23 protein-coding genes and 1 tRNA gene are annotated in these 25,004 nt (G+C 59.2%); 12 read left to right on the top strand and 12 right to left on the bottom strand.

Annotation, left to right across the window (positions count from 1 at the left end):
* Positions 1 to 74: 74 nt before the first annotated feature.
* Positions 75 to 599 (top strand): hypothetical protein, encoded by a 525-nt coding sequence (locus LB528_RS12615; protein ID WP_224715116.1) that lies wholly within the window; start codon positions 75 to 77, stop codon positions 597 to 599.
* Between the two features lie 114 nt (positions 600 to 713).
* Here the strand turns inward: LB528_RS12615 and LB528_RS12610 are convergent, their stop codons facing one another.
* Complete coding sequence (locus LB528_RS12610) at positions 714 to 893, bottom strand: hypothetical protein (protein WP_224516949.1); 180 nt, start codon at positions 891 to 893, stop codon at positions 714 to 716.
* 297 nt (positions 894 to 1,190) lie between these two features.
* On the opposite strand from LB528_RS12610, the gene LB528_RS30405 reads away from it, so the two are divergent.
* A complete protein-coding gene (locus LB528_RS30405) occupies positions 1,191 to 4,226 on the top strand; it encodes an AsmA family protein (protein ID WP_224715115.1) in 3,036 nt (1,011 codons plus the stop codon).
* Between the two features lie 211 nt (positions 4,227 to 4,437).
* Entirely contained in the window at positions 4,438 to 4,773 is a 336-nt protein-coding gene (locus LB528_RS12600; RefSeq protein WP_224715114.1) for a hypothetical protein, read from the top strand.
* A gap of 200 nt (positions 4,774 to 4,973) precedes the next feature.
* Here the strand turns inward: LB528_RS12600 and LB528_RS12595 are convergent, their stop codons facing one another.
* Positions 4,974 to 5,417 (bottom strand): hypothetical protein, encoded by a 444-nt coding sequence (locus tag LB528_RS12595; RefSeq protein WP_224715113.1) that lies wholly within the window; start codon positions 5,415 to 5,417, stop codon positions 4,974 to 4,976.
* 468 nt (positions 5,418 to 5,885) lie between these two features.
* Between LB528_RS12595 and LB528_RS12590 the strand changes: the two genes are divergently transcribed.
* Positions 5,886 to 6,107, top strand: a complete 222-nt coding sequence (locus tag LB528_RS12590) for a hypothetical protein (protein WP_224715112.1) — start codon at positions 5,886 to 5,888, stop codon at positions 6,105 to 6,107.
* A 115-nt stretch (positions 6,108 to 6,222) separates the two neighbouring features.
* Here the strand turns inward: LB528_RS12590 and LB528_RS12585 are convergent, their stop codons facing one another.
* From LB528_RS12585 to LB528_RS12575, 3 genes are all read right to left on the bottom strand, one after another.
* Complete coding sequence (locus LB528_RS12585) at positions 6,223 to 8,322, bottom strand: DEAD/DEAH box helicase (protein WP_224715111.1); 2,100 nt, start codon at positions 8,320 to 8,322, stop codon at positions 6,223 to 6,225.
* On the bottom strand, positions 8,322 to 9,248 hold the full coding sequence (locus tag LB528_RS12580) for a DUF1837 domain-containing protein (protein WP_224715110.1): 927 nt from the start codon (positions 9,246 to 9,248) through the stop codon (positions 8,322 to 8,324). Before LB528_RS12580 ends, LB528_RS12585 begins: the two co-directional genes overlap by 1 nt.
* A gap of 902 nt (positions 9,249 to 10,150) precedes the next feature.
* Positions 10,151 to 10,420: a hypothetical protein gene (locus LB528_RS12575; RefSeq protein ID WP_224715109.1), complete on the bottom strand. Its 270-nt coding sequence runs from the start codon at positions 10,418 to 10,420 to the stop codon at positions 10,151 to 10,153.
* 151 nt (positions 10,421 to 10,571) lie between these two features.
* On the opposite strand from LB528_RS12575, the gene LB528_RS12570 reads away from it, so the two are divergent.
* Positions 10,572 to 11,207 carry a recombinase family protein gene (locus tag LB528_RS12570; RefSeq protein ID WP_224715108.1) on the top strand — a complete coding sequence of 212 codons (636 nt, stop codon included), beginning with the start codon at positions 10,572 to 10,574 and terminating at the stop codon, positions 11,205 to 11,207.
* A 113-nt stretch (positions 11,208 to 11,320) separates the two neighbouring features.
* Here the strand turns inward: LB528_RS12570 and LB528_RS12565 are convergent, their stop codons facing one another.
* Complete coding sequence (locus LB528_RS12565) at positions 11,321 to 11,947, bottom strand: hypothetical protein (protein ID WP_224715107.1); 627 nt, start codon at positions 11,945 to 11,947, stop codon at positions 11,321 to 11,323.
* Positions 11,948 to 12,060: 113 nt separating this feature from the next.
* Here LB528_RS12565 and LB528_RS12560 point away from each other — a divergent pair, with 113 nt between their 5' ends.
* A complete protein-coding gene (locus LB528_RS12560; RefSeq protein ID WP_224715106.1) occupies positions 12,061 to 12,309 on the top strand; it encodes a helix-turn-helix domain-containing protein in 249 nt (82 codons plus the stop codon).
* Positions 12,310 to 12,313: 4 nt separating this feature from the next.
* Here LB528_RS12560 and LB528_RS12555 read toward each other — a convergent pair whose 3' ends face one another.
* Together LB528_RS12555 and LB528_RS12550 are read right to left on the bottom strand one after the other, a co-directional pair.
* Positions 12,314 to 13,924, bottom strand: coding sequence for a site-specific integrase (locus LB528_RS12555; RefSeq protein ID WP_318012301.1), 1,611 nt, complete (start codon positions 13,922 to 13,924; stop codon positions 12,314 to 12,316).
* A 72-nt stretch (positions 13,925 to 13,996) separates the two neighbouring features.
* Positions 13,997 to 14,072, bottom strand: a tRNA-Ala gene (locus LB528_RS12550).
* A gap of 218 nt (positions 14,073 to 14,290) precedes the next feature.
* Between LB528_RS12550 and LB528_RS12545 the strand changes: the two genes are divergently transcribed.
* Entirely contained in the window at positions 14,291 to 14,590 is a 300-nt protein-coding gene (locus tag LB528_RS12545; RefSeq protein WP_135888880.1) for a YggT family protein, read from the top strand.
* Entirely contained in the window at positions 14,590 to 14,901 is a 312-nt protein-coding gene (locus tag LB528_RS12540; RefSeq protein WP_224715104.1) for a DUF167 family protein, read from the top strand. Before LB528_RS12545 ends, LB528_RS12540 begins: the two co-directional genes overlap by 1 nt.
* Before the next feature lie 3 nt (positions 14,902 to 14,904).
* Here the strand turns inward: LB528_RS12540 and LB528_RS12535 are convergent, their stop codons facing one another.
* The 3 genes from LB528_RS12535 to LB528_RS12525 are packed head-to-tail and all read right to left on the bottom strand — an operon-like array spanning position 14,905 to position 17,636.
* Positions 14,905 to 15,786 carry a MurR/RpiR family transcriptional regulator gene (locus LB528_RS12535; RefSeq protein ID WP_224715103.1) on the bottom strand — a complete coding sequence of 294 codons (882 nt, stop codon included), beginning with the start codon at positions 15,784 to 15,786 and terminating at the stop codon, positions 14,905 to 14,907.
* A gap of 9 nt (positions 15,787 to 15,795) precedes the next feature.
* Positions 15,796 to 16,863, bottom strand: a complete 1,068-nt coding sequence (locus tag LB528_RS12530; protein WP_224715102.1) for an ABC transporter ATP-binding protein — start codon at positions 16,861 to 16,863, stop codon at positions 15,796 to 15,798.
* Positions 16,864 to 16,865: 2 nt separating this feature from the next.
* Positions 16,866 to 17,636 carry an SDR family NAD(P)-dependent oxidoreductase gene (locus tag LB528_RS12525; protein ID WP_224516938.1) on the bottom strand — a complete coding sequence of 257 codons (771 nt, stop codon included), beginning with the start codon at positions 17,634 to 17,636 and terminating at the stop codon, positions 16,866 to 16,868.
* Between the two features lie 173 nt (positions 17,637 to 17,809).
* Between LB528_RS12525 and LB528_RS12520 the strand changes: the two genes are divergently transcribed.
* The 4 genes from LB528_RS12520 (at position 17,810) to LB528_RS12505 (ending at position 22,705) form a co-directional block, all read left to right on the top strand.
* Positions 17,810 to 19,042, top strand: a complete 1,233-nt coding sequence (locus LB528_RS12520) for an ABC transporter substrate-binding protein (RefSeq protein WP_224516936.1) — start codon at positions 17,810 to 17,812, stop codon at positions 19,040 to 19,042.
* A gap of 415 nt (positions 19,043 to 19,457) precedes the next feature.
* The gene (locus LB528_RS12515) at positions 19,458 to 20,327 is read left to right on the top strand and encodes a carbohydrate ABC transporter permease (RefSeq protein ID WP_224715101.1); all 870 of its coding nucleotides are present in this window, start codon (positions 19,458 to 19,460) and stop codon (positions 20,325 to 20,327) included.
* Positions 20,324 to 21,148: a carbohydrate ABC transporter permease gene (locus LB528_RS12510; protein WP_224516933.1), complete on the top strand. Its 825-nt coding sequence runs from the start codon at positions 20,324 to 20,326 to the stop codon at positions 21,146 to 21,148. Before LB528_RS12515 ends, LB528_RS12510 begins: the two co-directional genes overlap by 4 nt.
* A gap of 81 nt (positions 21,149 to 21,229) precedes the next feature.
* Positions 21,230 to 22,705, top strand: coding sequence for a M81 family metallopeptidase (locus LB528_RS12505; protein ID WP_224516930.1), 1,476 nt, complete (start codon positions 21,230 to 21,232; stop codon positions 22,703 to 22,705).
* 163 nt (positions 22,706 to 22,868) lie between these two features.
* On the opposite strand, the gene LB528_RS12500 is transcribed toward LB528_RS12505, so the two are convergent.
* Positions 22,869 to 24,917: a M3 family metallopeptidase gene (locus LB528_RS12500; RefSeq protein WP_411962150.1), complete on the bottom strand. Its 2,049-nt coding sequence runs from the start codon at positions 24,915 to 24,917 to the stop codon at positions 22,869 to 22,871.
* Between the last annotated feature and the right edge of the window lie 87 nt (positions 24,918 to 25,004).

The raw sequence follows: 25,004 nt of genomic DNA, 5'->3' as shown, positions 1-25,004 counted from the left end.
CGGGTTGACGCGTTTGACCGATTGCCTAGGTAGGCAGGAGGGCGCTGGGGCGGCACACAACTCCGACCGACGGCATGACATCCTTGCATATTCGAAAACTTGCCTTTGTTGCGGCAGGTATCTCCATCCTGTCGTCCTGCGTCATCCCCGACGATACGTCGAGCATCGCCAAGGTCGACGCCACCACGGCTGCTGCCCGCAAGGAGATGGTCGGTCTCAGCGAGGCCGATGTCCGCATGTGCGCCGGCTTTCCGACCGCGACGGCCGACGTGGGTTCATCCGGCCAGATCTGGACCTACCAGCGCACAGTGCAACGCGGCAACCTCAGTATCGCGGTGCCGACAATGGCCGTGGGCGCGATCCGGGCGGTTGGAGGGTCGGTCAACGTCGCTCCCGGCGGCTACTGCAACACGCAGATCCGCTTGATCGGCGGTCGTGTCGCCGAGGTTGCCTATGCCGGCGACAACAATCTGCCGAACAGCGTCGATGCGCTCTGCGTCAGCACGATAGACGCATGTGTGGTCTATGCGCCAACGCAATCACAAAGCAACACCAGTCTCCCGGTGAGTGGGACCAGAGCAATTCCAGGAAAAGTGTGAGCGGTTTCCGTCCGGAATTGCGTAAAAACAAAGAGATAGAGCGTTTCACCGTCTCCGCGAAACGGTGAAACGCTCTATGACTCCACCTGTGTCAGCGTCATGACTCCACCTGTGTCAGCGTCCTCCGGGGCGAACGGCGCCGGGTTCCTTTTCGGAGGCGTCGGGCGAAACATGCCGGCCCATGTCCCTGCGGGTTTCGGGCGGCGGGACATCCATCAGGTTTCTGACCTTGGCATTGTTGTGCGCGTGGATGATGGCGCGGCTGAAATGGAGCAGGGTTCCGAGCACTGACATTGGCACTTCCTCCATTGAAATGGCTGATATGTCGGCGGCGGGTGCCGGAAAATGCGCCTGGTCTGTTTCACGGGAATGGCTCGGAAACCGGCTGATCGTTTCCAAACCCTCTGGTCCGGGAACACTTGCCTGCGAATGGCTTCGATCGCGATGCCTTGGGCGAAAGAGCCGACGGGTCCGCGGAAGCAGTGCGAAATTCGTCCGGCGCGAACCCCGTGGTTCGACAGGATTCAGTCGGGCGCCAGAAGCATGTATGTTTAACGATACTGATTCTTCCGATCATTTTGGCGGGTCGATGTGAGAAAAATCGTCGCTGCACTCACCGTAGCTGTTGTTCTTTCCGTCGGGCTGCTCTTCCTTGTGCCCGCTCTTGTTTCAATCGACTGGGTTCGTGCCGAATTGAGCCGGCAACTGTCATCCGCAACCGGAATGACAATTCGGCTGGACGGACCTGTCAGACTATCGCTGCTGCCCAAGCTGGCGGTGGTCGCGGACGATATCTCGCTTTCGACCGGCACGGGCGACATCGCGATATCCGCTCCGCGGTTCTCGACTTCGATAACGCCGTCGTCGCTGTGGTCGAAAAAGCTTGAGATACAGTCCGTGGCGCTGGCGGGTCCGGTAATCGCGCTCAAAGCTTCGGCAAACGCGGCATCAGCTCCGGAACCGAAGGATGTTCAGGCCGATCCGTTCGCGGCGATTGTCGATACGCTCGAGCGGCTGGCGATCAACCAGCTGACGATAACGAATGGCACCCTTGCCTCAGGCGCGTCGACCGGCAATGCCGCTAAGGTGACAGCAATCGACGCCGATCTGAGGGTTCCGGACCTCGACCGGGAGGTCTCGTTTTCATTGGCCGGCACCAGCGGCGGCCGTCGCATTGAAATGAGCGGGAACCTTTCCGCCTTGGGGCCTATCCTGAAACGGCTGCCGGCCCAGATCGCCATCGAGGCGCGACTCGACCCGGCGCCGGTTGCCAAATTCTCTTCCTTGCATGCCAGTGGAGAGATCCAGCTCAACGAGAACGGCAGTTATCAGATCAAGGGTGGAAAGTTCGAGATCGGCGACCAGAGCTTCCGGATGGACGCGCTCTTTCAGCCCGGGGCGCGGCATCGCTTCTTCGCCGACCTGGCGGCAAAGCGCGTCGATATCGACGCCTTGAGCGATATTGGAAAGGGTGGTTCCAGCGCGGGCAAGGTTTCGGCCGGCTCCGGCGAGCCCGACCTCGCGATGCTCTCTGCGTTCGATGCCGATATCAGCGTTGCCATCGATGAATTGGTCGGCGGCAAGATACGGGCTTCCGATGTCCAGCTCGCCGCCACGCTGCGCGATGGACATCTCGAGGCGAAGCTGGAGCACTTCGGCCTCGATGCGGGAAGCGTTACCGCGAAAGCCTCGACGAATGTCGGTGAAACGCCTCCGACCATACGGGGCAATATTGCGAGTTCAGGGCTGGACATCGGCTCTATAGCGAAGCTGGTCGGGCAATCCGTGCCGTTGTCCGGCAAGCTGACCGCCGATATGGGGTTCGCTTTTCGCGGACTCACCGCAGAGCGCATACGCAGCAGCGTCAATCTGCAGGGAACGGTCGGAATTCGCGAAGGCAAGCTTCCGCTCGCAGCACTTGCCGAGGCCCGGACGGCCGACGACATCACCGGACTCAATCTTGACGCGAAGGTTCACGATGTCGGCAAGCCGGTCGATTTGACGGGCAAGCTCGTCTGGCGGGGACAGGCCGTGACGTTCAAGTCCCAGCTCGCACCTGCATCCTTTCTGGCCAGCGGCTCCGTTGCCGATGCGTCCGGGCCGATCAGCCTTTCGGTTTCCTCCAAGTACCTCGAAGGCAGCATAAGCGGCGCTGCCGGGGGCGGCGGCACGTTCAAGGGTCAGGTTTCGGTCACATCGGCCTCGGTCGACAAGCTCATGCAATGGCTGGGGCAGAGTGCTTCCCACGGTCTGCGAGACTTTGCCTTCAAAGGTGACGTGGACGCCTGGCCAGGACAGCTTTCCTTTCAGAAAACCTCTGTTGCCTTGAACGGGGTCAAGGCGTCGGGCCAGGGCTCGATGAAACTTGGGGAGCCCCTCAACATCCGGACGTCGCTCAATTTCGCGAAGCTTGACTTCGCGGCGTTCGCCGGCGGCGGCGAGGCTGCCACGGGCGGAACGCAGAAGCCGAACGGCGCCACCGACGCGCCGATCGATCTCTCCTTCCTCAAGGGAATTGATGCCAAGGTGGATATCCAGGCCGATAAGCTCGGCTATGGAAAGGTCTTCGCCGGGCCGGTGGCGACCACTCTGGTGATTGCTGATGGCAAGGCGCACCTGAACGTGCCGCAAAGTCCCTTCTACGGCGGCACGATTGCCGCGGAAATGACAGCCGACGGCTCCAACGACGCCGCTTCCCTGAACCTGAACACTGCGATCGCCGGCGCGGCCGCGGCTCCCTTGCTCCATGATGCGGCGGATTTCGACCGCATCGAAGGAACGCTCAATGCGACGGTCGCGGTTTCAGGCCCGGGAAAGACCACGAAATCGCTTGCCCGCTCCCTCGGCGGCAAGGCGGCGGCAAAATTCGGCGACGGCGCTTTCCGCGGCATCGACATAGCGGAGGTCTACAACAACCTGGTCGGACTGCTTTCCAGCGGCTTCAAGCAGGATCAGACCAAGAAGACGACGTTCACCGAACTCGGCGCCTCTTTTGCCATCGAGAACGGCGTCGCGCAGACGACGGACATCAGCCTGCTGGGTCCGCTGGTGCGAATGGACGGCTCGGGCAAGATAGACTTCGCCGACCAGACGCTCGACATCCGTCTCAACCCCCGCGTCGTCGCCTCGCTTGCCGGGCAGGGAGGCGACGTTGCCGTGAAGGGCATCGGGGTGCCGATCGTGGTCCAAGGCCCGCTATTCGCGCCCCGTGCCTATCCGGACTTGAGCGCGTTGGCCAAAGACCCGCAGGGCGCGCTGGATATGTTGAGCCGCCTTGGGCTGCCAACCGGGAAACTCAACCTCGAGAAGCTGATCCCGGGCCAAACGGGCTCGAACGGCGACGGCTCCGGCAAGGGAGCGGCGGATCTGATCGGCGGTCTTCTGCGCAACGCCGCGCCCCGGCCCAAAGCGCTGCCCGCGGCTCCGGAACCCGCCATGGCGCCAGACATCGGCAAGACGGATAATGCGGCGGCGCCGCCAGGTTCGAACGCCGGTGGCGCGGCCGAAGCAGGGACCACCGCGCCGGCGGCCGAACCCGCTTTCGCCGACCCGCAGGCCTCCCCTGCTTCGCCCGAAGCGCCAAAGAAAGGGGAAATCGACACGCTTCTCGATCAGCTGGCGAATTAGCGTTATGGGATGCGTCGGGTCGCCAAGGATTGCGTGAAGGACACCGGCGGCTCCGTGGACTTCAAGCCTGAAGGCGGGTTTGGGCATACCGGCGCAATACATGATCTAACGCTCATATGTGCGGCCGCAAATCAAAGTGATCTCCGCCGCCGCAAATCGTCCCCAATCAGGACGTTCTTCCGGCCTTAGTCTGGAGACGTTGGAGAGGCCGATGAAATTGTCTGTTCTTGCCCTTGCCGGGACCATGCTGGCGGTGATGCCAGCGGTCCACGCGGCGCCGATGATTGGCATGCCGGCCAGAAGCGGCCTGGTGCAGCAGGCGCATGTCACATGCGCCTACCTGACCGAGGACGGCTACTGCGTGCGACCGCATAAAAAGCACAAATACTGGAGGCGCCACCACTACGACCGTCCTGCATACCGCACCTATGAGCCTCAGCCGCCGGACGAGTATTCCTGGCGCTATCAGCGTGCGCGGCCGATTATCCGGGTCGTTCCCGACGACCCGCCGTCGGACGAAGACAATTGGGATGATTGGGACGATTGAGGTGAGCCGCCCTTCTTTGGCAAGCGGGATGCCTGCAGGCCCGTGTTGATTCAAAGTGGGAACACCCCGCCCTTGGCAGGCTCGGCGGAGAGGTAAAACTCGCCGCCTGGCCCTGCCCAGCGCGATCTTGTCGCTGACATTGCGCGCCCGGGCAACGCCTGAACCGGCCCGTCCAGGAATAACGGACGGAGCTGGGGCTCCTACCTCTTCAGCGCGATGCTCATGCCGCTGAGGTCGGCGTTGACCTGCAGGCCGACCTGCCGGCCGGTGAGCTCGAGTTGGGCGCCCTTGTCATTGGTCATGACGATCACCTGGGCGCCTCTGCCGAGCGCGCCGCCACCGCCGGCCGCGCCGTAGACGCCCGTCACATCGCTGGCGCGTCGGATGTGGCGCACCCTGCCCTGAAAATAGGTCTTGGATGCGCCGAAGGCCAGGCCGCCCGAGATGCCGCCGATCGAGATCGGATAGCGTTTGCCATGGAAGGTCAGCGTGCCTTCCCCGCCGGAACCGCCGATGAAGAAGGCAGCCTTGTAGACGGAGAAGCGGATCGTGCCGCTGTCGGCATGCGCGGCGCTGGCAATGCTGACGCCAGCGGCAGCAATGGCCGCAACCGCGACTGAACGGAACCTGGACGAAATCTTCATGATGGAGAACTCCTCAAGCATCGCCGCTTACCCAGCTGGCCGGGGACTATCAGCTTCAAAAGTATAGCTGAACCCTCTTGCCCCTCCATTGGTTCCAAGCATGCGACCCGAAATCCGGCGGTCACAAAATGCTGAGCGAGGAAGGCAAAAGCCGATGAGAAGCACGTGCGTGTGCTGGCTGGTGGAGCTGAGGGGGGCGTCCACCAAGATTCACAAAGCCTTGCGTACCATGGGCTACGTAGCAGGGAGTGGGACGGGATGTCTCACCTTGATGTCTCACCTGCCAGCAAAACGGCGCCTTTGCAAGTCCGGCGAGCCGTCTGAGTGATAGAACCTGCTACCAGTGCGCACGGCCCGTAGCGCGACCTCTGCTGGCGCAACGTCACCGCTCAATCCTACTTTCCCGCGCTGATTTTCGCTTGAAACTCCGCCTTCTGGAATTAAATCGTCTGAGAGAAGGGGGTCCCAATGGCTTTCAAGCAACGCATTTCCGGATGGTATCAGGGAAAGTACGTCCCGCCTCAAAACGATCACAGCAGCGGCATCATCATCCTGATGGGTTCTTACGAACGGCATTGGACCGCGAGGCTGGCGCAAGTGCTTGCAGATTTCTGGCTTGCTCACTGGCAATGGACGATCGGAACGACGCTTGCGATCATCGCCATCTACGTCGGAATAGCTTACCGCTAAGGTCATCGCTTTAGGTACGATCGGGCCTCGCTGAAACGTGCATGGTACTAAGCGGCTGACGTCTTCCTAGGATAACCTGGTCGTGAACTACATATGAGACCAACAACCACTAGGCCTAGGCCGCAATGCTATCCTGCGTAATGCCTTCGAAGAAGTATTTTACGATATACCGATCAAATGCGGTGAGTGACGTCAAGGAGTTAACCCCGTCCACCCCTATCTCTTGAAACTGAGCGATCGCGCTCCTGAGTTCAAGAGAGGTACCTGATAAATTAATAAGACCTTCCTTGTCAATCTTTCGGGAAATCATGCGAGGTAGTCCGTATTCCTCAAGCTGATACACGACACCCGGCAGAAACGCATGGCTGAGCTTAAAAATGAACGGAGATACATCGACAGACGGGTTCACTATTATCTTATGAAGCTCGTTAACATCTCTCAGTAGGGCGGACATCTTGAACGTAACATTTCTCTCAAGTTGGAAAAATTGTTCCAACCCAATACCCACTTGATCGAGGCGCAACAGGAGCCTTGGTATGCCGTGCCTCCAGTTTTCTGACAGAACCTTGATAAATGCTACCAATTTTGAGAATTGAATATCCCATCCAGACGGGCTCAGATTAATAACCTTGTAAAGCATCCTGTCCCAATGGTTTGGGTCGTCGGAATTTAGATAGCCAAACCCGTTCCAGTCTGCCGGATTCCTCTTCATATTTCGCGCCAATTCGAGTATGAAGTCGGAGTCACTATTCTGGATAAGGTTCCCTTTGGTGATCCTTTCGAACTCGTCCTCACCCAAAATCTCAGACATTTCTACCTTATACGCGATAATGTGCTCTACCTGCCTATCGTCTAAGTCGTCGCGGTGTTCAACTTCGTCTAGGTCCCCAAGGATCGCATCAGGAAATTGAATCTCCAACTGAGTGGACTCTTCCCTTGGAGGGGACTCAAGCAGATATATGTTGCCGACAAAATGCTTGAACATCCTTCCGCCTCTACCGATTATGTTCCTATAGGTAAAGTCGTTCAGACGCGTATTGCCTAGCCGATTCCTCCAGATGATCACGTTCTCTGCGGAAGTGTTAACTCCCTCGATAATTGACGATGTAGAGATGATACTATCGAACCCATCAGGGGACTCGAATATCTTGATCTGGATCTGACTAAGCGAACGATGCATCCGTCCGTTGTGGATGCCAACGCCCCTTCGAACAAGGTGTGTCAACTGCCAGTTTGGTCCATAATTTTCAGCAAGCCACTTCGAAAAATGATTCAGCACGGGCCGGTCGAGTACCTCCATGCTCGTCATGATCAAGTTTGCGACCCTGTCGATCTGGGGATATGACCCAGCATAGATCAAAGACTTGGCTTTTCTCGGGGCTATAATCTCAAGAAGCTTTTGACCTTTAAGCTCCTCATCGTCGCCTATCTCCTTGTACCACTCATACTTCTCAAGGTACACCGTATTGAAATCGAGAAATTCTATGAACTCCATGCCCTTTGTAAATACGTTTTTCTCAATCGTCTTTACATTCGGAGCAAGAAAGTACCTCTGTTTAGCCTTCTTGGAAAGCTTGAGTATCGCTTTCAGCAATGACGGAGATCGTTCCTTGTCATGACTGGCGCTTGCCTTATAGAACTCATCAACAATGAGAAGGTCGATGGAAGCCACTCTATCGATATAACTGAACGCTCGCTCCTGCGGGAAAATAAAGATGTTGAACTCCGCCAACGTCATTTCAGTAGCTGTAACTATGTTATATTTGTCCGAGAATTTCTTGAATATACGACGCCGCGTCTCGTCCATAAGCGCGATGGTCGGAACGATAATGAACACGTTTTGCGGGCGCTTCGCGGCTATGAACGCGTCGATTATAAAGCTTTTGCCAAAGCTGGTCGGCGCACTCACCGCGATATCTGCCCCTTCCAGTAGGCGAGAAAGAACATAGGATTGTTCTCTGTGGAGAGTGGCGGCGGCGCGCCCAACGTCAACCTTGAAGGCCTCGTTTACGAACTTCTCCTGCCACGAGGCAGTTTCCAGTTGCAGATATGGATAGAGGCCAGCTTCGCGGATAAGGTGGTTCAAAAAGTCAGGATATCGAGCTTCCTCCTGACTTAGTTCTCCGAGCAGGAGAATTAGCTTATTCCGAGCCTCAGAGACCCTCCCCGCCAAGTTGAGATGGTTGATTTCTTGGCATGCCTGAAATATGTCCATCACGCTTGCGCCTTATAGAATGATACACCGTCGACAAACGCTTTGACAATCTTTTCTTTGTTCGGAACAGGAAAGAAGATAACATGAAATTTGATCTCATTGTACATGAATACAGCCGACGATGCTGCCACCTGCTTCTTGAAATATGACTCAGCTCTATCTTTATGGTGAGCGATAAGCGAGTTTCTGTACGCTTCATTAAAGATCGACGTCGATGACGTTAAGGAGCATTCATATAGAAGCATTATCGGGATATTGATCTTTTTCTTTATGTTATCGATCGACTCTCGTGGTTGAATGGACTCTATTATCTTTGCCTTGAGGTCGCTGGGTAGCTCGAGGTCGTGTATGTCTGATATGTTTGTAACGATACTATTTTCTTTTTTGAGCTTATCCGTGCGAAGCGACTCGATGACTGAGCTAACGATGGAATCCAATCTGGCGTCTGACAACGAATTGTAAAATTTGGCCTCTCCAAACCATAAGGTAAAGTCGTTGTCTTTCACCACGACATGAACACTATCGGCCCCTTTGGCGTTGTCCTGCGAGTTCTGCTTATAGAAAATCTTTGGAACAACCGGCAGGGCACCAAAATGATCTTTCATTACTCCGTATAGGAATACCTCAGCTATTTCGCTTCCCTGGCCAATTTTGTCGTTGTCGGTGAGGCGTAGATTTTTAGCGGACTCGACAAGGGTTGTATGGCTCTTGCCAATCAACGCGTTCCGCTCTCTCTGTGATAGTGCGGTCTGGGCGATGTTGTCCCAGAGATAGTTTTGAAAGCGGCTATAACGCCATTGTCCGTCTTCATAGTCATTGACTAGGCTTAACACGCGCTTGTTAAGAGCGGTCTTTAGCTCGTCGACACTCGATACGTCCGAGAGAGACGTATCCAGCAATGTGTCAAAGGTAATATCAGTGGGCATGGAGATAACCGTGGTTATGCCATTGCGATATTTTATCCGCGACGAATGCACAACGGGTGCCTTGGACTTTGCCAGCTTTTTTATTGGTGAGAGTGAGCGTAGGGGACTGAGCAGCCTCCCGAGTGGTCTGCGGGACGACGGTGTAGCGACCGCGATCGTTGGTCCTCGATGAGCCCCCAGCGGCGCTTAAAAGGTGGTTGCACGCTGGTGGCTCGGGACAACGAAATTTTTCGCGGGGATATCAATACAACGAAAGATGCGTATTCCCCCATGGGGTGCCTAAGACGCTTCCTTCGGTTTTTGCCGCACATGGAAATTCCGATGTGACTGCCAGCTACAGATTGGAAAGCCAGCGTATGGGAGCCGATACCCTTTGTGCTTGGCCGATGGCTATTGAGCTCCCTATGTGGACATAAAGGCTATTGGTGCAGCTATGGGTAAGATCTAGGTATACAGACCTGGATACTAACTCTGGCCGGTATCGGTTGACGGTAGCCAGATAGTATAACGAATAGATAACAAATAAGATTATGATATCATACTGAATCCAACGATAATACAACAATCATAGCATGATACATAGATTGCAATCACAGCCATGGCCCAAGAGATAAATACTAGTTATCAGTAAGATTACTATCTGATAAGTATCATGTGATGATACTGTATATAGTATCATATCTATAAGTATCATATAATCCATGCTCACTCCGCTAACGCTACGGTCGAACATGATACATAGCTAGATACATTATCCACAGCATACTAGTAGCCATGCTAGCAGTCCGCTTCGGCTTGGGCCTGCGCTACCAGCTAGAACATGGTAGTAACTCGATAAAGTGGCATTGGCGGATGAACAGGGCGTGGCTATTAAGCTGTAGCCTATGGAACCCTGGGCTATGCTAACGAGACTCGTTCTCCAGCACCTGCTTTCTGAGTTCGGCCTTCACTCCCACCGATCGGCTTATCTCGGCCACTATTCCCACAGTGACGCCGATCAAGAGATACAGAGCACCCTGATCGATAACCTCGCCTACGGTTTTTGATCCGAAGTATTCGGGAGCGGTAGCTTGACCTGTCGTGTAAGCGATGGCGAAGGCGAGCACCAATCGAAGGCCGCTAAGCACCACTAACAGCCACGCAATGGCCAACCCCAACTTTGTGAAGATCATAACCCCTCCCTTTAAACCTAGCCGTTGTAGCTACCTTGATCCCGAGTCACTCGCAACTAGGCCGGCTGAGAACGAGGTGTACGTAAGGGTTGACATGAGTCAACGTACAGTATTATTTACGGACACTACCCTATCGTACACAGGAGCTGTGATGTCCGTCATCCTCTATGCCCGAGTTTCGACAACCGATCAGACCATTGAGCATCAGGAAGCACAAGCCAGGAAGGCAGGCTTTGAGATTGACACTGTAGTTTCCGACCACGGAGCATCCGGCTTGAGCACTAGGCTCGCGGATCGCCCAGAAGGTAGGCGCCTGTATGACATGCTCCGCAAGGGCGATACGTTGGTGGTGCGATGGGTAGACCGGCTCGGGCGAAACTACCAAGATGTCTGTGACGTGATCAGGGAGTTCATGCGCAGAGGCGTTACCATCAGAACGGTTATCAACGACATGACGTTCGATGGTGCAACCACTGATCCGATGAAGCTGGCCGTCCGAGATGCACTTATCGCGTTCATGGCGGCAACCGCTCAGGCGCAAGCAGAGGCGACAAAGGAAGCGCAGAGGGCAGGCATAGAACATGCCAAAACGATGGACACAAAGTACCGTGGTCGCAAGCCGACCTATGACCGGCGTCAATATCAGCTTGTTAGGGAAATGCTTGCTGATGGCGCGGGCACTTCAGCCATTGCCAAGGCAGCGGGCTTGACGAGGCAAACCGTCCTCCGCATCGAAGAAAAGGCACACGATCAAGCCGAAGCCAGATTGCTAGCCTGGGGGCTTTAACAGGATAGGCCCCAAATCGAACAGGGAAGGCCGCTGAGAGGGGGCAGGGCGATCCCGCGCCAATCTCCCGCGACGAGAGAACAAACGAGTCCTGCGGGCCTTCCCTGGGGCGTTTAGCTCACGCGCCACGGTGGCCCTACCTTCAAGATTTCGGCAGCGAGCCACTTGGGGTCTATCCCATCCCTGTAAGCACGCTTTGTGCCTTCATCGTCAGTCAGCTCAATCCAATGCAAGTCAGTGCCAGCCTTGCCGTCCAGGCGCTTGGCCTCAGCTACGACTGCTCTCAGATATTCGTCAAAGCCCATCCGCTGGTTTCGCGCTTTGTGGGCTTCGTCAATCTCTTGGGAGACGCCGCTGCGATGTCCATGAGTGTCGCTGTTGTCAGTCTTATGCTTCACGCTACCGTGCTCCGGCACAGAGGAATGCAGCACGTCTATCAGGACTTGATTCCACATTGCGAGCTTAGGCTTCATACCCTTTCGATACGCTTCCGCGATCATGGACAACTGCTTGCCTCCGTAGAACAGTCGAACGTGGTCCATGGCGTTGTGGATCATGGCGGCCGGCATCTGCTCCGCATCCATGCTAGCCACAAGGTTGGCTTCAGCGACCGTGTGTCCAGACTCCAAGCCGGTCAGGAATATCGACGCTCTTACGGTCTCGGCACCTCTCCGAGCGTTCCCTTTGAGGAAATAGAACACTGCTGCTCCAAGCACGATCAGCACCAGCAAAATTTCCATCTGTAACCCCTGTCTGTTTCCCCAAATCGCAGCCTGTATCTGACACAAATATCCGATTTTTGGATAATCTGAATTTCGGATTACCCGCCTGTTGAACTTGTCGTCAACGGGCCATGCCGAAGTCGCTGCACTCAAAACGTCATCTGATGATAGCGGCGGCACTGGCTGAGCAGCGTCGCTCTAAGGGCATGTCTCAGGCACAGGTCGCCAAGGCTTTTGGGCGACATCAGCCTTTCATAGCGAACATTGAGAGCGGTGAGCGCCGTATCGATCTAGTCGAGCTGCTGGATATTGCGGCTATCATCGACCTCGATGTGGAGGCTCTGGTTCGTAGACTGCGGCAACCACTCTCGGAAAAATAGCCCGCTAAAATACCTTCTCCAGAGCAGCAAGAAGCTGTGCAGGCGGAAAGCCGTTGCGGTTGTAGGTGCTGAGGGTGGTGGTTCCCGGCTCATGTCCCACGATCGCCATGATATGAGGTTGACTGACCTCCGCTTTAATTAGCTGGTTTACGACCGAATGCCGTAGGCTATGGAATGTCAGTTGCCTGGTCTTTAGGTTCATGTCTGGCAGGAAAGTTTCATTGAACCATCTGCCCAGGTTTCGACCATAGCCATCCGACGCTGTGTAGGTGAGCTGAGGAAATAGGCGTTCATTCCCCGGTTTGGCGCGCACTGCATCTATATATTCAAGCAGACCATATTCGATCAAACGCGGATGAATCGGTACGACTCGTTTCGATGAGGCATTCTTTAGCTTCTTCGTTGGCCCCGACCCGTTGATATCGAAGCAGTGGATTCCATCTATGAGCCTGATGTCATCCAAGTGAAGCTGAGCAACCTCATTGAGCCGCGCACCCGAGTGCATGGCTATGAGGGTGCCCCATTTGTGATGCTCCTGTAGATTTCTGCCCTTATCCAAAAGGGCATTGCGTAGTGTCTCCAACTCAGAGCTAGAGAACGGGAGACGGGGCGCCTCATCGTTGCCGCGTTTGTTTCCCAAAGACAGCCCGGAAAACGGGTTCTCTGCGCAATAGCCGTTCTGTTTGGCCCAATTGAATAGACCCTTGTACGTTTGAAGGTACTTGTTGATCGTCAGACGATGCAGGGTCTTTAGCCCTGTCATCCCTAGAATCTCGTCCAGCGTCTTACCTCTGGTTAGTTTGCCCTTGTTTCGGTTCACAGGATATGACGCGAGAACCTCCCTCACCCTGCGCGCCTTCGGATGGTCGACCATCCGGGCGTCTAGATCTTTGCCCAGAACCTCGTAAAGCAGGTCTATGTGTTCCTGCTTCTCGCCTTCGGTTTTGGGTGTCCAGCGTTCCTCTAGCGCTGTGTATTTCCAGAACTCCGTCACCAGTTGCGACAGGGACGTAAAGTCGGATGATTTTCGCGACGGAGGCAAAGAGGCAGTAGCCTGATTGTCAGAACCGAAATCGTAGCTACCAAACGTGCTATCGAAATCGAGGACGGCTTGGCAGTACGCACCGTTCGCGCGCCGGTATTCATTGCGGAGCATTCGCCGTGTCTCTTCCGTCATTTCTGTCGGGCGGCCAAATCCCTCAAGAATCTGATCGATCCAGAAATTGTCGACAGCATCCGCATCCGCTGCCTGCTTGAAGGTCTCGGCGTGCGGAACACGTGCGCCCGCAACAGCTTGTTGGAAACTGTACACGACAAGCGGGGATAGGTGCCCATTCTCTCTGATGGATTGTTTCTGAGCCTCTAAGACGCTCTTGAAATGGGCAGAAAGGATGCTGCGAAATTCAGCATGTTCCATCTGATTTTTTGCTCCGTGCCACCCCACCAGAGAGGCTACGTAGCTGAGGCCATGCGCCATTAGCAATGCTTCCCGACGGTCCCTGGTACCCAGAGATAGTCGAATAGCTGTCGTCGCCCTCTTGGGGTGCAGCGGTCTAGGTATCGGGTAGCGGTAGTAAAAGATTCCGTGTCGGGAGCGTGACAGGTAGGCGGGCATGCGCATAGCAATGGCTCACTTGGTTGTCCCACCAGCGAAAACCCAATGCTAAGGCCTTGATTTTAAATCCGCTGGTGGAGCTGAGGGGGATCGAACCCCTGACCTCATCATTGCGAACGATGCGCTCTCCCAGCTGAGCTACAGCCCCGTTCCAGCGGATGGGCTTGTATCGGTCGCGGCCGTTTCGTGTCAAGGCGAAAGACCGGGCCGGGACAAGCGCCGTGGCGGGGCGGGTCTTGCCCGCACATCAAGCCCGCGGGCCTGCCCGCACGCCAAGCCCACGGGCCTTGCCCGCTCGCCAAGCCCGCGGGCCTTGCCCGCTCGCCAAGCAATGGCTACATGTCGGCGACAATTTTGGAGACCGGCATGATCGCCCTTATTCAGACCATCGTCATGGCGCTTGATATCTACTGGTGGATCATCATCGCCTCGGCGATCTTTTCCTGGCTCTACGCCTTCAATGTCGTCAACTCGCGCAACCAGTTCGTCGGCAGCGTCGGCAATATGCTCTATCGGCTGACCGATCCGGCGCTGCGCCCGATCCGCCGCTTCATGCCCGATCTCGGCGGCATCGACATTTCGCCGATCATCCTGCTTCTGATCATCTTCTTCATCCGGCAGTTTCTGGTCACCACCGTCTGGTCCTGGGTCGTGACCGGCGGCTGATGAGCCCGCCGTTTCGGCTGCGTGAGAACGGCATCGACCTCTTCCTGCGGCTGACGCCGAAGGCGGCGCTCGACCGGATTGACGGCGTCGAGACCGCCGCCGACGGGCGCAATCATCTCAAGGCACGCGTGCGCGCCGTGCCGGAGAACGGCGCCGCCAATCAAGCGCTGGAACGGATGCTGGCCAAGGCGCTGGGTGTACCAGTGTCGGCCGTTTCGGTGGTCGCCGGCGGCACGTCGCGGCTGAAGACGTTGCGGATTGTCGGTGAGCCGACCGCGCTGGCAAAGAGCGTCGAGGCTCTTTCCAAGTAGCCTTCAATCCCCCAGCGGCAGCTTCGGATCGTCGACCTTCAGCGTGTTCACGCTCTGCTTGATGCGGCGCAGATTCTCCAGCACTTTCGGCCCTCGCGATTCCGCCACCGTGGTGGCGATCATGTCGAGGATGGCCAAAAGCGCGTAGCGCGACGAGGTCGGCTTGTAGATGTTGCCGTCCTCGACGGACTGCATAAGGATCACCGTGTCGGCGACCTTGGCCAAAGCCGAGTCCGGCGCGGTGATGGCGACGGTGGCGGCGCCATATTGCTGGGCGACCTCGACGGCTTCGATCACCGAGCGCGCATAGCCCGAGACGGAGAAGGCAAGCAGCGTCGTCTCAGGCGTCGCGACGGCGGCATACATGCGCTGCAGCTGGCCGTCGGTCTGGGCGAGCGCCGAGAGCCCCAACCGGAACAGCCGGTTCTGCATCTCGGTCGCCATCATCGAGGAGATGCCGCCTGAGCCGATGCACAGCACATTGCCCGAACTAGCGATGCGGGCGGCAACATCCATCAGCGTCGTCATGTCGAGGTTTTCGCTGGCGCGCTGGATGGCGGCGATCGCCGCCTCGGTGATTGCCGAGGCGATGCGCTGCTCGCGCGCGTCGCGGCTGAGCGGCTCCGGCGACAGATACTGGCCGCCGATGGCGATCGCCTGCGCCAGGTAGAACTTGAAATCGCGCAGGCCCTCGCAGCCGAGATTGCGGCAGAAGCGGGTGACGGTCGGCTCGCTGACACCGACGCGCGCCGCGATCTCCGAGATGGCGGCCTTGGAGGCGAAGTCGAGGTCAGAAAGCACCAGCTCGGCCAGCCGGCGGTCCGACTTGGTGCCGTCCTGCGACATCAATTGCAGGCGGGTGATGATGTCGGCCGGGGTCTTCATCTCATCATCTCACAGCGGCAGGCCCGTCGCCTTATCGAAGAGGTGGATGTTGCGCGGATCGACGCTCACCGGCAGCCGGTCGCCCGGCTTCACCTGCAGCCGGTCGCGGAACACTGCGCGCACCGTGTCGCCGCCGACGGAGCCATAGACATGCGTTTCCGAGCCGGTCGGCTCGACGACATCGACCTTAATGGCGAGGGCATCGCCGCCGGCGCCGACCACGAAATGCTCGGGCCTGATGCCGGCCTCGACCGTGTCGCTGCCGGACGTAGCCTTGTCCGGGAGCGCCAGACGGCCGCCGCCTGTCGTTTCAAACCAGGACTTGGCTCCGGCGGTCTTCAGCGCGCCGGAGACGAAGCTCATCGAGGGCGAGCCGATGAAGCTGGCGACGAATTTGTTGGCCGGCCGGTCGTAGAGCTCCAGCGGCTGCCCGACCTGCTGTATGCGGCCGCGGTCCATCACCACGATGCGGTCGGCCATGGTCATCGCCTCGATCTGGTCGTGGGTGACATAGACGATGGTCGATTTCAGCCGCTGGTGCAGCGCCTTGATCTCGGTGCGCATCTGCACGCGCAGCTGCGCGTCGAGATTGGAAAGCGGCTCGTCGAACAGGAAGACCGAAGGCTCGCGCACGATGGCGCGGCCCATGGCGACGCGCTGGCGCTGGCCGCCGGACAATTGCCTGGGATAGCGGTCGAGATAGGAGAAGAGGTTGAGCACGCCCGAGGCCTTCTTGACCTTGTCATCGATCGCGGCGCGGTTCTCACCGCGGATTTTCGGGCCGAAGCCGATATTCTCCGAAGCCTTCAGATGTGGAAACAGCGCGTAGGACTGGAACACCATAGCGATGTTGCGCTTCTGCGGCGGCAGGTCGTTGGCGCGCGTGCCGCCGATGACGAGATCGCCGGAGGTGATCGTCTCCAGCCCGGCCAGCATGCGCAGCAAGGTCGACTTGCCGCAGCCGGAGGGGCCGACCAGCACGACGAACTCACCGGTCCGGATGTCGAGATTGATATCTTCGAGGATCTTGTGCTGGCCGAAGGATTTCGACAGGTTGCGGAACTGGACGTCGGTCATGGTCACGCTCCCAGTATGTCGTCGATGAAAGGCAGGTAACCGGCTGTCAGCCCGGCATCCACGGGCACCACGGCACCTGTTATGCCGGAAGCGCGGTCGGAGGCAAGGAAAGCGACGGCTTCCGCTACCTCCGAAGCGTCGACGATGCGGCCAAGCGGATAGAGCCGCTTGAGCCGGCCGAGGATCTCGGGATCCTTGGCCAGACGATGGTCCCAGGCGGCGGTGCGGATCGAGCCCGGACAGACGACATTGGCGCGCACGCCGCTGCGGCCAAGCTCGACGGCGATCGACTTGGCATAGGCGTTGATGCCGGCCTTGGCAGCGGCATAGGCCGGATTGCCGAAATGCGCGATGGCGTTGACCGAGGAGATGAACACGACGCTGCCCGCGCCGCGCTTGGACATCGCCTTGATCAGCGGATCGGCGAAGGTCATCACGCCGGTCAAATTGAGGTCGAGCTCCTCTTCGATCTTGTCCGCCGTCAGCACCTTCAAGGTCTCGGCGCGCGTCCAGCCGGCATTGTTGATCAGGATGTCGGGAACGCCGTCTTTGTCGAGCAGTGCCGGGATTGCCGCTTCGATCGAGGCCCGGTCGAGCAGGTTGAAGACGTGGCGAGAGGCGATATGCGGCCCGGCCAGCGCTTCTACCGACTGGTCGCAGCCGACGATGCGCGCGCCGCGCTCGGCCATGAGCTCAACGATCGCCGAACCGAGGCCGCCGCCGGCGCCCGTGACGACAACGGTTTTGCCCTCGAAATCGGCCTTCGATACCACGATACGCGCTCCTCCGCCGTGCCAGACAACGGCGGAACGCTATCCAACAAAATGTAATTTAGCAACATGATAAACCGCTTGCATTGGGCATAAGCCTCGATAATGTAGGAAAGTAACATAAATCCTGTGCCTCTTAAGGCCAGGCGCGAATGCGCATCATGGGAGGAAATCAGATGAGCCTTGCGAAATGGACTGTCGGCCTGTTGGCCGGAATGAGCATGCTGGCTTTTGCCGCACCCGCCGATGCCGGCGAGGTGCGCGTCACCGTCGCCGAGTACAGCGCCAAGACCGGCCCCTATTTCGAAGCGGTGAAGAAGGAATTCGAGGCGGCCAATCCCGGCATCACCATCAAATACGAAGTGGTGCCGTGGGACGTGCTCCTGCAGAAACTCACCACCGACATCACCGCCGGCACCAATGCCGACCTTTCGATCATCGGAACGCGCTGGCTGATCGACTTCGTCCAGCAGGATGTCGCCGAGCCGCTCGACAGCTACATCACGCCCGAGTTCAAGGACCGCTTCATCGACACCTTCCTGCAGCCCTCGATCATGGACGGCCACACCTACGGCCTGCCGATCGCTGCCTCGGCGCGCGCCATGTATTACAACAAGGAGCTGTTCGAGAAGGCCGGCATCGCCAAGCCGCCGGGCACCTGGACCGAGCTGCAGGAGGACGCGCGCAAGATCAAGGCTCAAGGCGCCTTCGGCTACGGCCTGCAGGGCAAGGAGATCGAGACCGACGTCTATTACTACTACGCGATGTGGTCCTTCGGCACCGAGATCCTCAACAAGGACGGCACCTCCGGCTTGAGCACGCCCGGCGCGCTCGAGGCCGCCAAGCTCTACAAGTCGATGATCGACGAGGGGCTGACGGAACCTGGCGTGACCTCCAACAATCGCGAGGACGTGCAGAACCTGTTCAAGCAGGGCAAGGTCGGCATGATGATCACCGCGCCCTTCCTCTCCAACCAGATCAAGGAAGAAGCGCCGAAGCTGAAATACGGCGTCGCCGCCATCCCCGCCGGACCGACCGGCGCGCGCGGCACCTATGGCGTCACCGACTCCATCATCATGTTCAAGAACTCCAAGAACAAGGACGAGGCCTGGAAGCTGCTCGACTTCCTGTTCACCAAGGAGCAGCGCGCCAAGTTCACGCAAGGCGAGGGCTTCCTGCCGGTGAACAAGGAGGAGGCCAAGATGGACTATTACGTCAACAACGCCGACCTCGCCGCCTTCACCGCGCTTCTGCCCGACGCCCGCTTCGCGCCAGTTATCCCGGGCTGGGAAGAAATCGCCCAGATCACGTCGGACGCCATGCAGAAAATCTATCTCGGCAGCGCCAAACCGGAAGACGCCCTGAAGGAGGCAGCGGACAAGGCGAACGCCGTTCTGAAGAAGAAATAAGGGCGTATCTCCCTGCGCCCGTGGCGCGCTCCACCCGTCGGAGCGCGCCACACTTTCCCTGCCTCCTTCCTCTCCCTCCGGAGGGGGGAGAGGTGGCTCGGCGAAGCCGAGACGGAGTGGGGGAACCACCTGGCCGCCGCCGCGAGCGGACTTACGAAAGACACTCCGCGCAAGCATCGCCTCGCCTTGCGCCAGGGATCGACCCCCCACTCCGTCGAGCTTCGCTCGACACCTCTCCCCCGATCGACGGGGGAGAGGAAGGGCTCTCTTCCGCACCCGCCGCGGAGGACGGGCGCACAGGTGAGGAACAGCGCCACCACTTGCAAGGAATCCGGAAGCGACGTCCTGAGAAGAAGGAGGCAAGTCAATCTGTTAAGCCAGCCTCATCCATCCGCAACGCGACACAAACCAGCCGATGCAAAATCGTTTCCTGCCCTATCTGCTGACCTTGCCCAGCCTGTTCCTGGCGGCGGTGGTGATTTTCTGGCCGGTCTGGGACCTGATCCAGATCTCGACGCATGACGTCAACCGCTTCGGTCAGCTTCGCGAGTTCAGCGGCCTGGCCAATTTCGCGGCGCTCGCCGCCGGTCCCGATTTTGTCGCCGCGCTCTGGCGCACAGCGCTGTGGACGGTGCTCGTGGTCGGCGGCGCGCTGCTTTTGTCGATCCCGGTGGCAATCATCCTCAACACGGACTTCTACGGCCGCGGCCTCGCCCGTGTCGTCATCATGCTGCCCTGGGCAGTGTCGCTGACCATGACGGCGGTGGTCTGGCGCTGGGCCCTCAACGGCGAAAGCGGCATGCTGAATTCGGCGCTGATGAAGCTCGGCCTGATCAGCCAGAACATCCAGTGGCTGGCCAGCGCCGAGACCGCCTTCCCGATGCAGGTGCTGATCGGCATATTGGTGACGGTGCCGTTCACCACAACGATCTTCCTCGGCGGCCTGTCCTCGATCCCCGACGATCTCTATGAGGCGGCGGCACTCGAAGGCGCGACGCCCTTGCAGCAGTTCCGCGAGATCACCTTTCCGCTGCTAAAACCCTTCATCAACATCGCGATCGTGCTCAACACCATCTATGTCTTCAACTCTTTCCCGATCATCTGGGTGATGACTCAAGGGGGGCCGGCGAACTCGACCGACATATTGGTCACGCATCTCTACAAGCTGGCCTTTCGCATCGGCAAGCTGGGCGAGGCTTCCGCCGTGTCGCTGGTGATGTTCGCGATCCTGCTCGTCTTCACCATGATCTATGTCCGGCTCGCCATGCGGGAGCAGCGCGCATGAACGGCAAGTTGAAACGCACCATCATCGCCTGGCTGCTGCTTGCACCGTTGGTCGCGGTGACGATCTTCCCCTTCGCCGTGATGTTCCTCACCGCGGTCAAACCCCGCACCGAAGTGCTGACGCCCACCTGGTGGCCGAGCGAATTCCGCTGGTCGAATTTCGCCGACATGTGGGTGGCGACCGGTTTTGGCCAGGCGCTCGTCAACTCGCTCTATGTCTCGGCGCTGGCGACCATCGGCGCGATCCTGATCTCGGTGCCGGCGGCTTATGCGATGTCGCGCTTCCGCTTCGGCGGCTATGGCGCCTTCCGCCAGTTCCTTTTGATCTCGCAGATGATCTCGCCGATCGTGCTGGTGCTCGGCCTGTTCCGGCTGATGGCCGCCTGGGGCCTGGTCGAGAGCACCACCGCGCTCGGCTTCATCTACATGGCTTTCAATGTCGCCTTTACGGTCTGGATGCTGCAGAGCTATTTCGACACCATCCCGCGCGACCTCGAGGAGGCGGCCTGGACGGAAGGTGCCGGCCGCTGGCTCACCCTGCGCAAAGTGTTCCTGCCGCTTTGCCTGCCGGCGATCGCGGTGACGGCGATCTTCACCTTCATCAATGCCTGGAACGAGTTCGTCGTGGCGCTCACCATGCTGCGCAGCCAGGAAAGCTACACGCTGCCGATCCAGGTTTTCTCGCTGGTCGCCGGCCGCTATACGATCGAATGGCACCATGTCATGGCGGCCACGCTGCTGGCGACGCTGCCGGTGGCGATCCTCTTCATCTGGCTGCAGCGCTATCTCGTCCGCGGATTGGCGCTCGGCGCGGTCAAATAGCAATCCCGGCAATTCCAGGAAAGTGTGCAGCGGTTTTCCGTCCGGAATTGCGAAGAACCAAAAGTCCAGTACGGAGCATTCATGCGCATCTTCACCGCCTCGCTGGCGACGGAAACCAACACCTTCTCGCCGGTGCCGACAGATCGGGCTTCCTTCGAGATGGCCTTCTATGCCGGCCCCGGAAAACATCCGGAGACGCCGACGCTCTGCTCCTCGCCGATCGTGGCGTTGCGCAAGCGCGCCGCGAAGGAAGGGTTGACCGTCATCGAAGGCACCGCCACCTGGGCCGAACCCGGCGGCCTGGTGCAACGGCAGACCTATGAGACGCTGCGCGACGAGATCCTTGGCCAGCTAAGGGAGGCACTGCCGGTCGATGCCGTCATCTTCGGCCTGCATGGTGCCATGGTGGCGCAAGGCTATGACGATTGCGAAGGCGATCTCCTGGAGCGCGTGCGCGCCATCGTCGGCCCGAAAGTGGTGATTGCCTCCGAGTTCGATCCGCACAGCCATTTGACCCCGAAACGCGTCGCGGCTTGCGACATCATGGCCTACTTCCTCGAATTTCCGCACACCGATTTCTACGAGCGCGGCGAGCATGTGGTCGAGCTCGGCCTCGCCGCGGCGCGCGGGGAGATCAAGCCTGTGATCTCGACCTTCGACTGCCGCATGATCCAGGTGCTGCCGACCAGCCGCGAGCCGATGCGCTCCTTCGTCGACAGGATCAAGGCGCTGCATGGTAAGGACGGCGTGCTGTCGGTCTCGGTCATTCACGGCTTCATGGCGGCCGACGTGCCGGAGATGGGCACGCGCATCCTGGTCGTCACCGACAATGACAAGGAAAAGGGCGACAAGCTCGCCGAAACGCTCGGGCGCGAGCTCTACGCCTTACGTGAGAAGACCGCCATGACGATGCTTTCCGCCTCGGTTGGCATCGAGCGGGCCTTAGCCGTGCGCACCGAGCGCCAGGACAAGCCGGTCGTGATCGCCGACATCTGGGACAATCCGGGCGGCGGCGTGCCGGGCGACGGCACCATCGTGCTGCGAGAGCTGCTTTCGCGTGGCGTGACCAAGGTTGGCGTAGCGACGATTTGGGACCCGATCGCCGTGACCTTCTGCCATGCGGCCGGCGAAGGCGCGGTCATCGACCTGCGCTTCGGCGGCAAAGCCGGCCCTCAGGCCGGCGAGCCGATCGATGCCCGCGTCAGGGTGCTGAAGACAACCAACGAAGGCTGGCAGAGCTTCGGGCCAAGCCGGGTGACGCTGGGGCCGTCGGCGGTGGTGCGCATCGAAGGCACCGAGGTCGACGTCATCTTGAACACCAACCGCACCCAGACTTTCGAGCCGGATATCTTTTCCAACATCGGCATCGATCCGCTGTCGAAGGATGTCCTCCTGATCAAGTCGACGAATCATTTCTACGCCGGCTTCGCGCCGATCGCCGCCGAGATCATCTATGTGGCTGCGCCGAGTTCTTATCCGAGCAGTCCGGCGGTGACGGACTACAGAAAGCTCAACCGGCCGATCTGGCCGCGGGTGGCGGATCCTTGGCGCGGATGATCTCCCCCGTTGAGGGGGAGATGGCCGCGAAGCGGCCAGAGGGGGTCGCCGCGCGTGAAGCGCCAACAATCCCCTGCGTCGCCCTGGAGCGTCGCGGCGGTTGAGGCGACCCCCTCTGTCGCCTTCGGCGACATCTCCCCCTCAAGGGGGGAGATTACCAGCACTATACCAATCCTCGCTTCACCATCATCGCCTCAGGCGACGGCATCTTGCCGCGGAACGCCGTATAAAGCTCCTCCGGGTCCTTTGAGCCGCCGGCGGCATAGATGTTCTTCCGAAGCCGCTCGGCGAGTTCCGGATTGAAGGCATCGCCCGTCTCTTCGAAAGCCGAGAAGGCGTCGGCGTCGAGCACTTCCGACCACATATAGGAATAATAGCCTGCTGAATAACCGTCGCCGGCGAAGATATGGCCGAAATGCGGGGTGCGGTGGCGCATCGCGATCGTGTCGGGCATATGCAGCTTTTCCAGCGTTTCAGCCTCGTATCGAAGCGGCTCGGCGGGCGCGTCAGGTCGCGCATGATATGCCATGTCGATCAGCGCCGAGGCGGTGAACTCGACCGTGGCGAAACCGGCGCCGAAGGTGCGGGCGGCGAGCATCTTGTCGAGCAGCGCCTTCGGCATCGGCTTGCCGGTCTTGACGTGCAGCGCATGCTTTTCCAGCACCGCCGGCACCGTCAGCCAATGCTCGTAAAGCTGCGAGGGCAGTTCGACGAAATCGCGGCTGACGGAAGTGCCCGAAACCGACGGCCAGGTGACGTCGGTCAGCATGCCGTGCAGCGCGTGGCCGAACTCGTGAAACAACGTCTTCGCCTCATCGACCGACAAAAGTGCCGCCTCGCCGGCCGGCGGCTTGGCGAAATTCATGATGTTGTAGATCACCGGCTTGGCGCCGTCGCCAAGCTTGTAACCGGACCGAAGCGCGCTCATCCAGGCGCCGGAGCGTTTTGAGGGCCGCGCGAAATAATCGGCGAGAAACAGGCCGCGCTCGCTGCCGTCGGCATTCTTCACCACGAAGACGCGCGCGTCGGGATGCCAGGCTGTTATGCCCTTCTTTTCCTCGAAAGTGATACCGAACAGGCGTGTCGCCACATCGAAGCAGGCTTCGATGACGCGTTCGAGCTGCAGGTAAGGCTTCAGCTCCGCTTCGTCGAAGGCGAATTTCTCGGCGCGCAGCTTCTCCTGGTAGAAGCGCCAGTCCCAGGCCGCGAACTTCTCGTTGCTGCCCGCTTCCGCGGCCAGCCGCTCCAGCTCCTTCTGGTCGGCGGCCGCTTTTTCCAGGGCTTTCTCCCACACAGGATCGAGCAGCTCGTGCACGGCCTTCGGCGTCTTCGCCATCGTGTCGTCAAGCTTCAGCGCCGCGAAGGAGCCGTAGCCCAGCAGCTTCGCTTTCTCGCCGCGCAGCTTCAGCATGTCGCGCACAACATCGGTGTTGTCGGAGGCGCCGCCATTCTGGCCGCGCATGATGAAGGCTTTGAACGCGATCTCGCGCAGGTCGCGGCGCTCCGAGAAGGTCGAGAACGGCTCGTAGATCGAGCGCGACAGCGTCACCGCGTACCGGCCCTTCTGGCCGCGCATCTCGGCCGCTTCCGCCATCGCGCTCTTCAAAAAGTCCGGCAGGCCGGCAAGGTCGGCCTCGTCGAGGAACAGCGCCCAGTCGCGCTCGTCGGCCAGCACGTTCTGACCGAATTTGGTGCCGAGCGAGGAAAGTTCCTCATTGATGGCCGCGAGCCGCTTCTTGCCCTCGGCGTCCAGTTTGGCGCCCGAGCGGACAAAGCCCTTCCAGGTCTTTTCCAGGACGCGCAGCGTTTCGGGATCGAGATGCAGGCTGTCGCGGCGCTGATAGAGGTCGTCAATGCGGGCAAACAGTTTTTCGTTCATCGAGATCGCCGAGAAATGCCTGGACATCTTTGGCGAAACCTCGCGCTCCATCGCCTGGATCGTGTCGTTGGTATGAGCGCCGGCGCGGCACCAGAAGATCGACGAGACATGGTCGAGCGCTTCACCGGCAAGCTCGAGCTCGGCAAGTGTGTTCTCGACGGTCGGCGCCTCGCTGCTGCCGGCGATCGCGTCGATCTCGGCCTGATGCGCTGCCAGCGCCGCGTCGAAGACCGGCCCGAAATCATTGTCGCCGATGCGCGAGAAGTCCGGCAGGCCGAGCGGCCCTTGCCAGACGGTCAGCGGATGGGCGGCGAGGTCGACGGTTTTTGACATGGACAGATCCAATCGGGGAGTTTCGATAGGCGGAGGGCGGTTCTGGATGTAGGGCGGTGCCGCGCGACGCGCAACTCGGGCTTCGCC

Source organism: Mesorhizobium sp. CA4 (assembly GCF_020165075.1).
In the GTDB taxonomy this organism is placed as follows: Bacteria; Pseudomonadota; Alphaproteobacteria; order Rhizobiales; family Rhizobiaceae; genus Mesorhizobium.
Note: the sequence above shows the minus strand (reverse complement) of the source record. Positions and strands in the feature narration are given on the sequence as shown.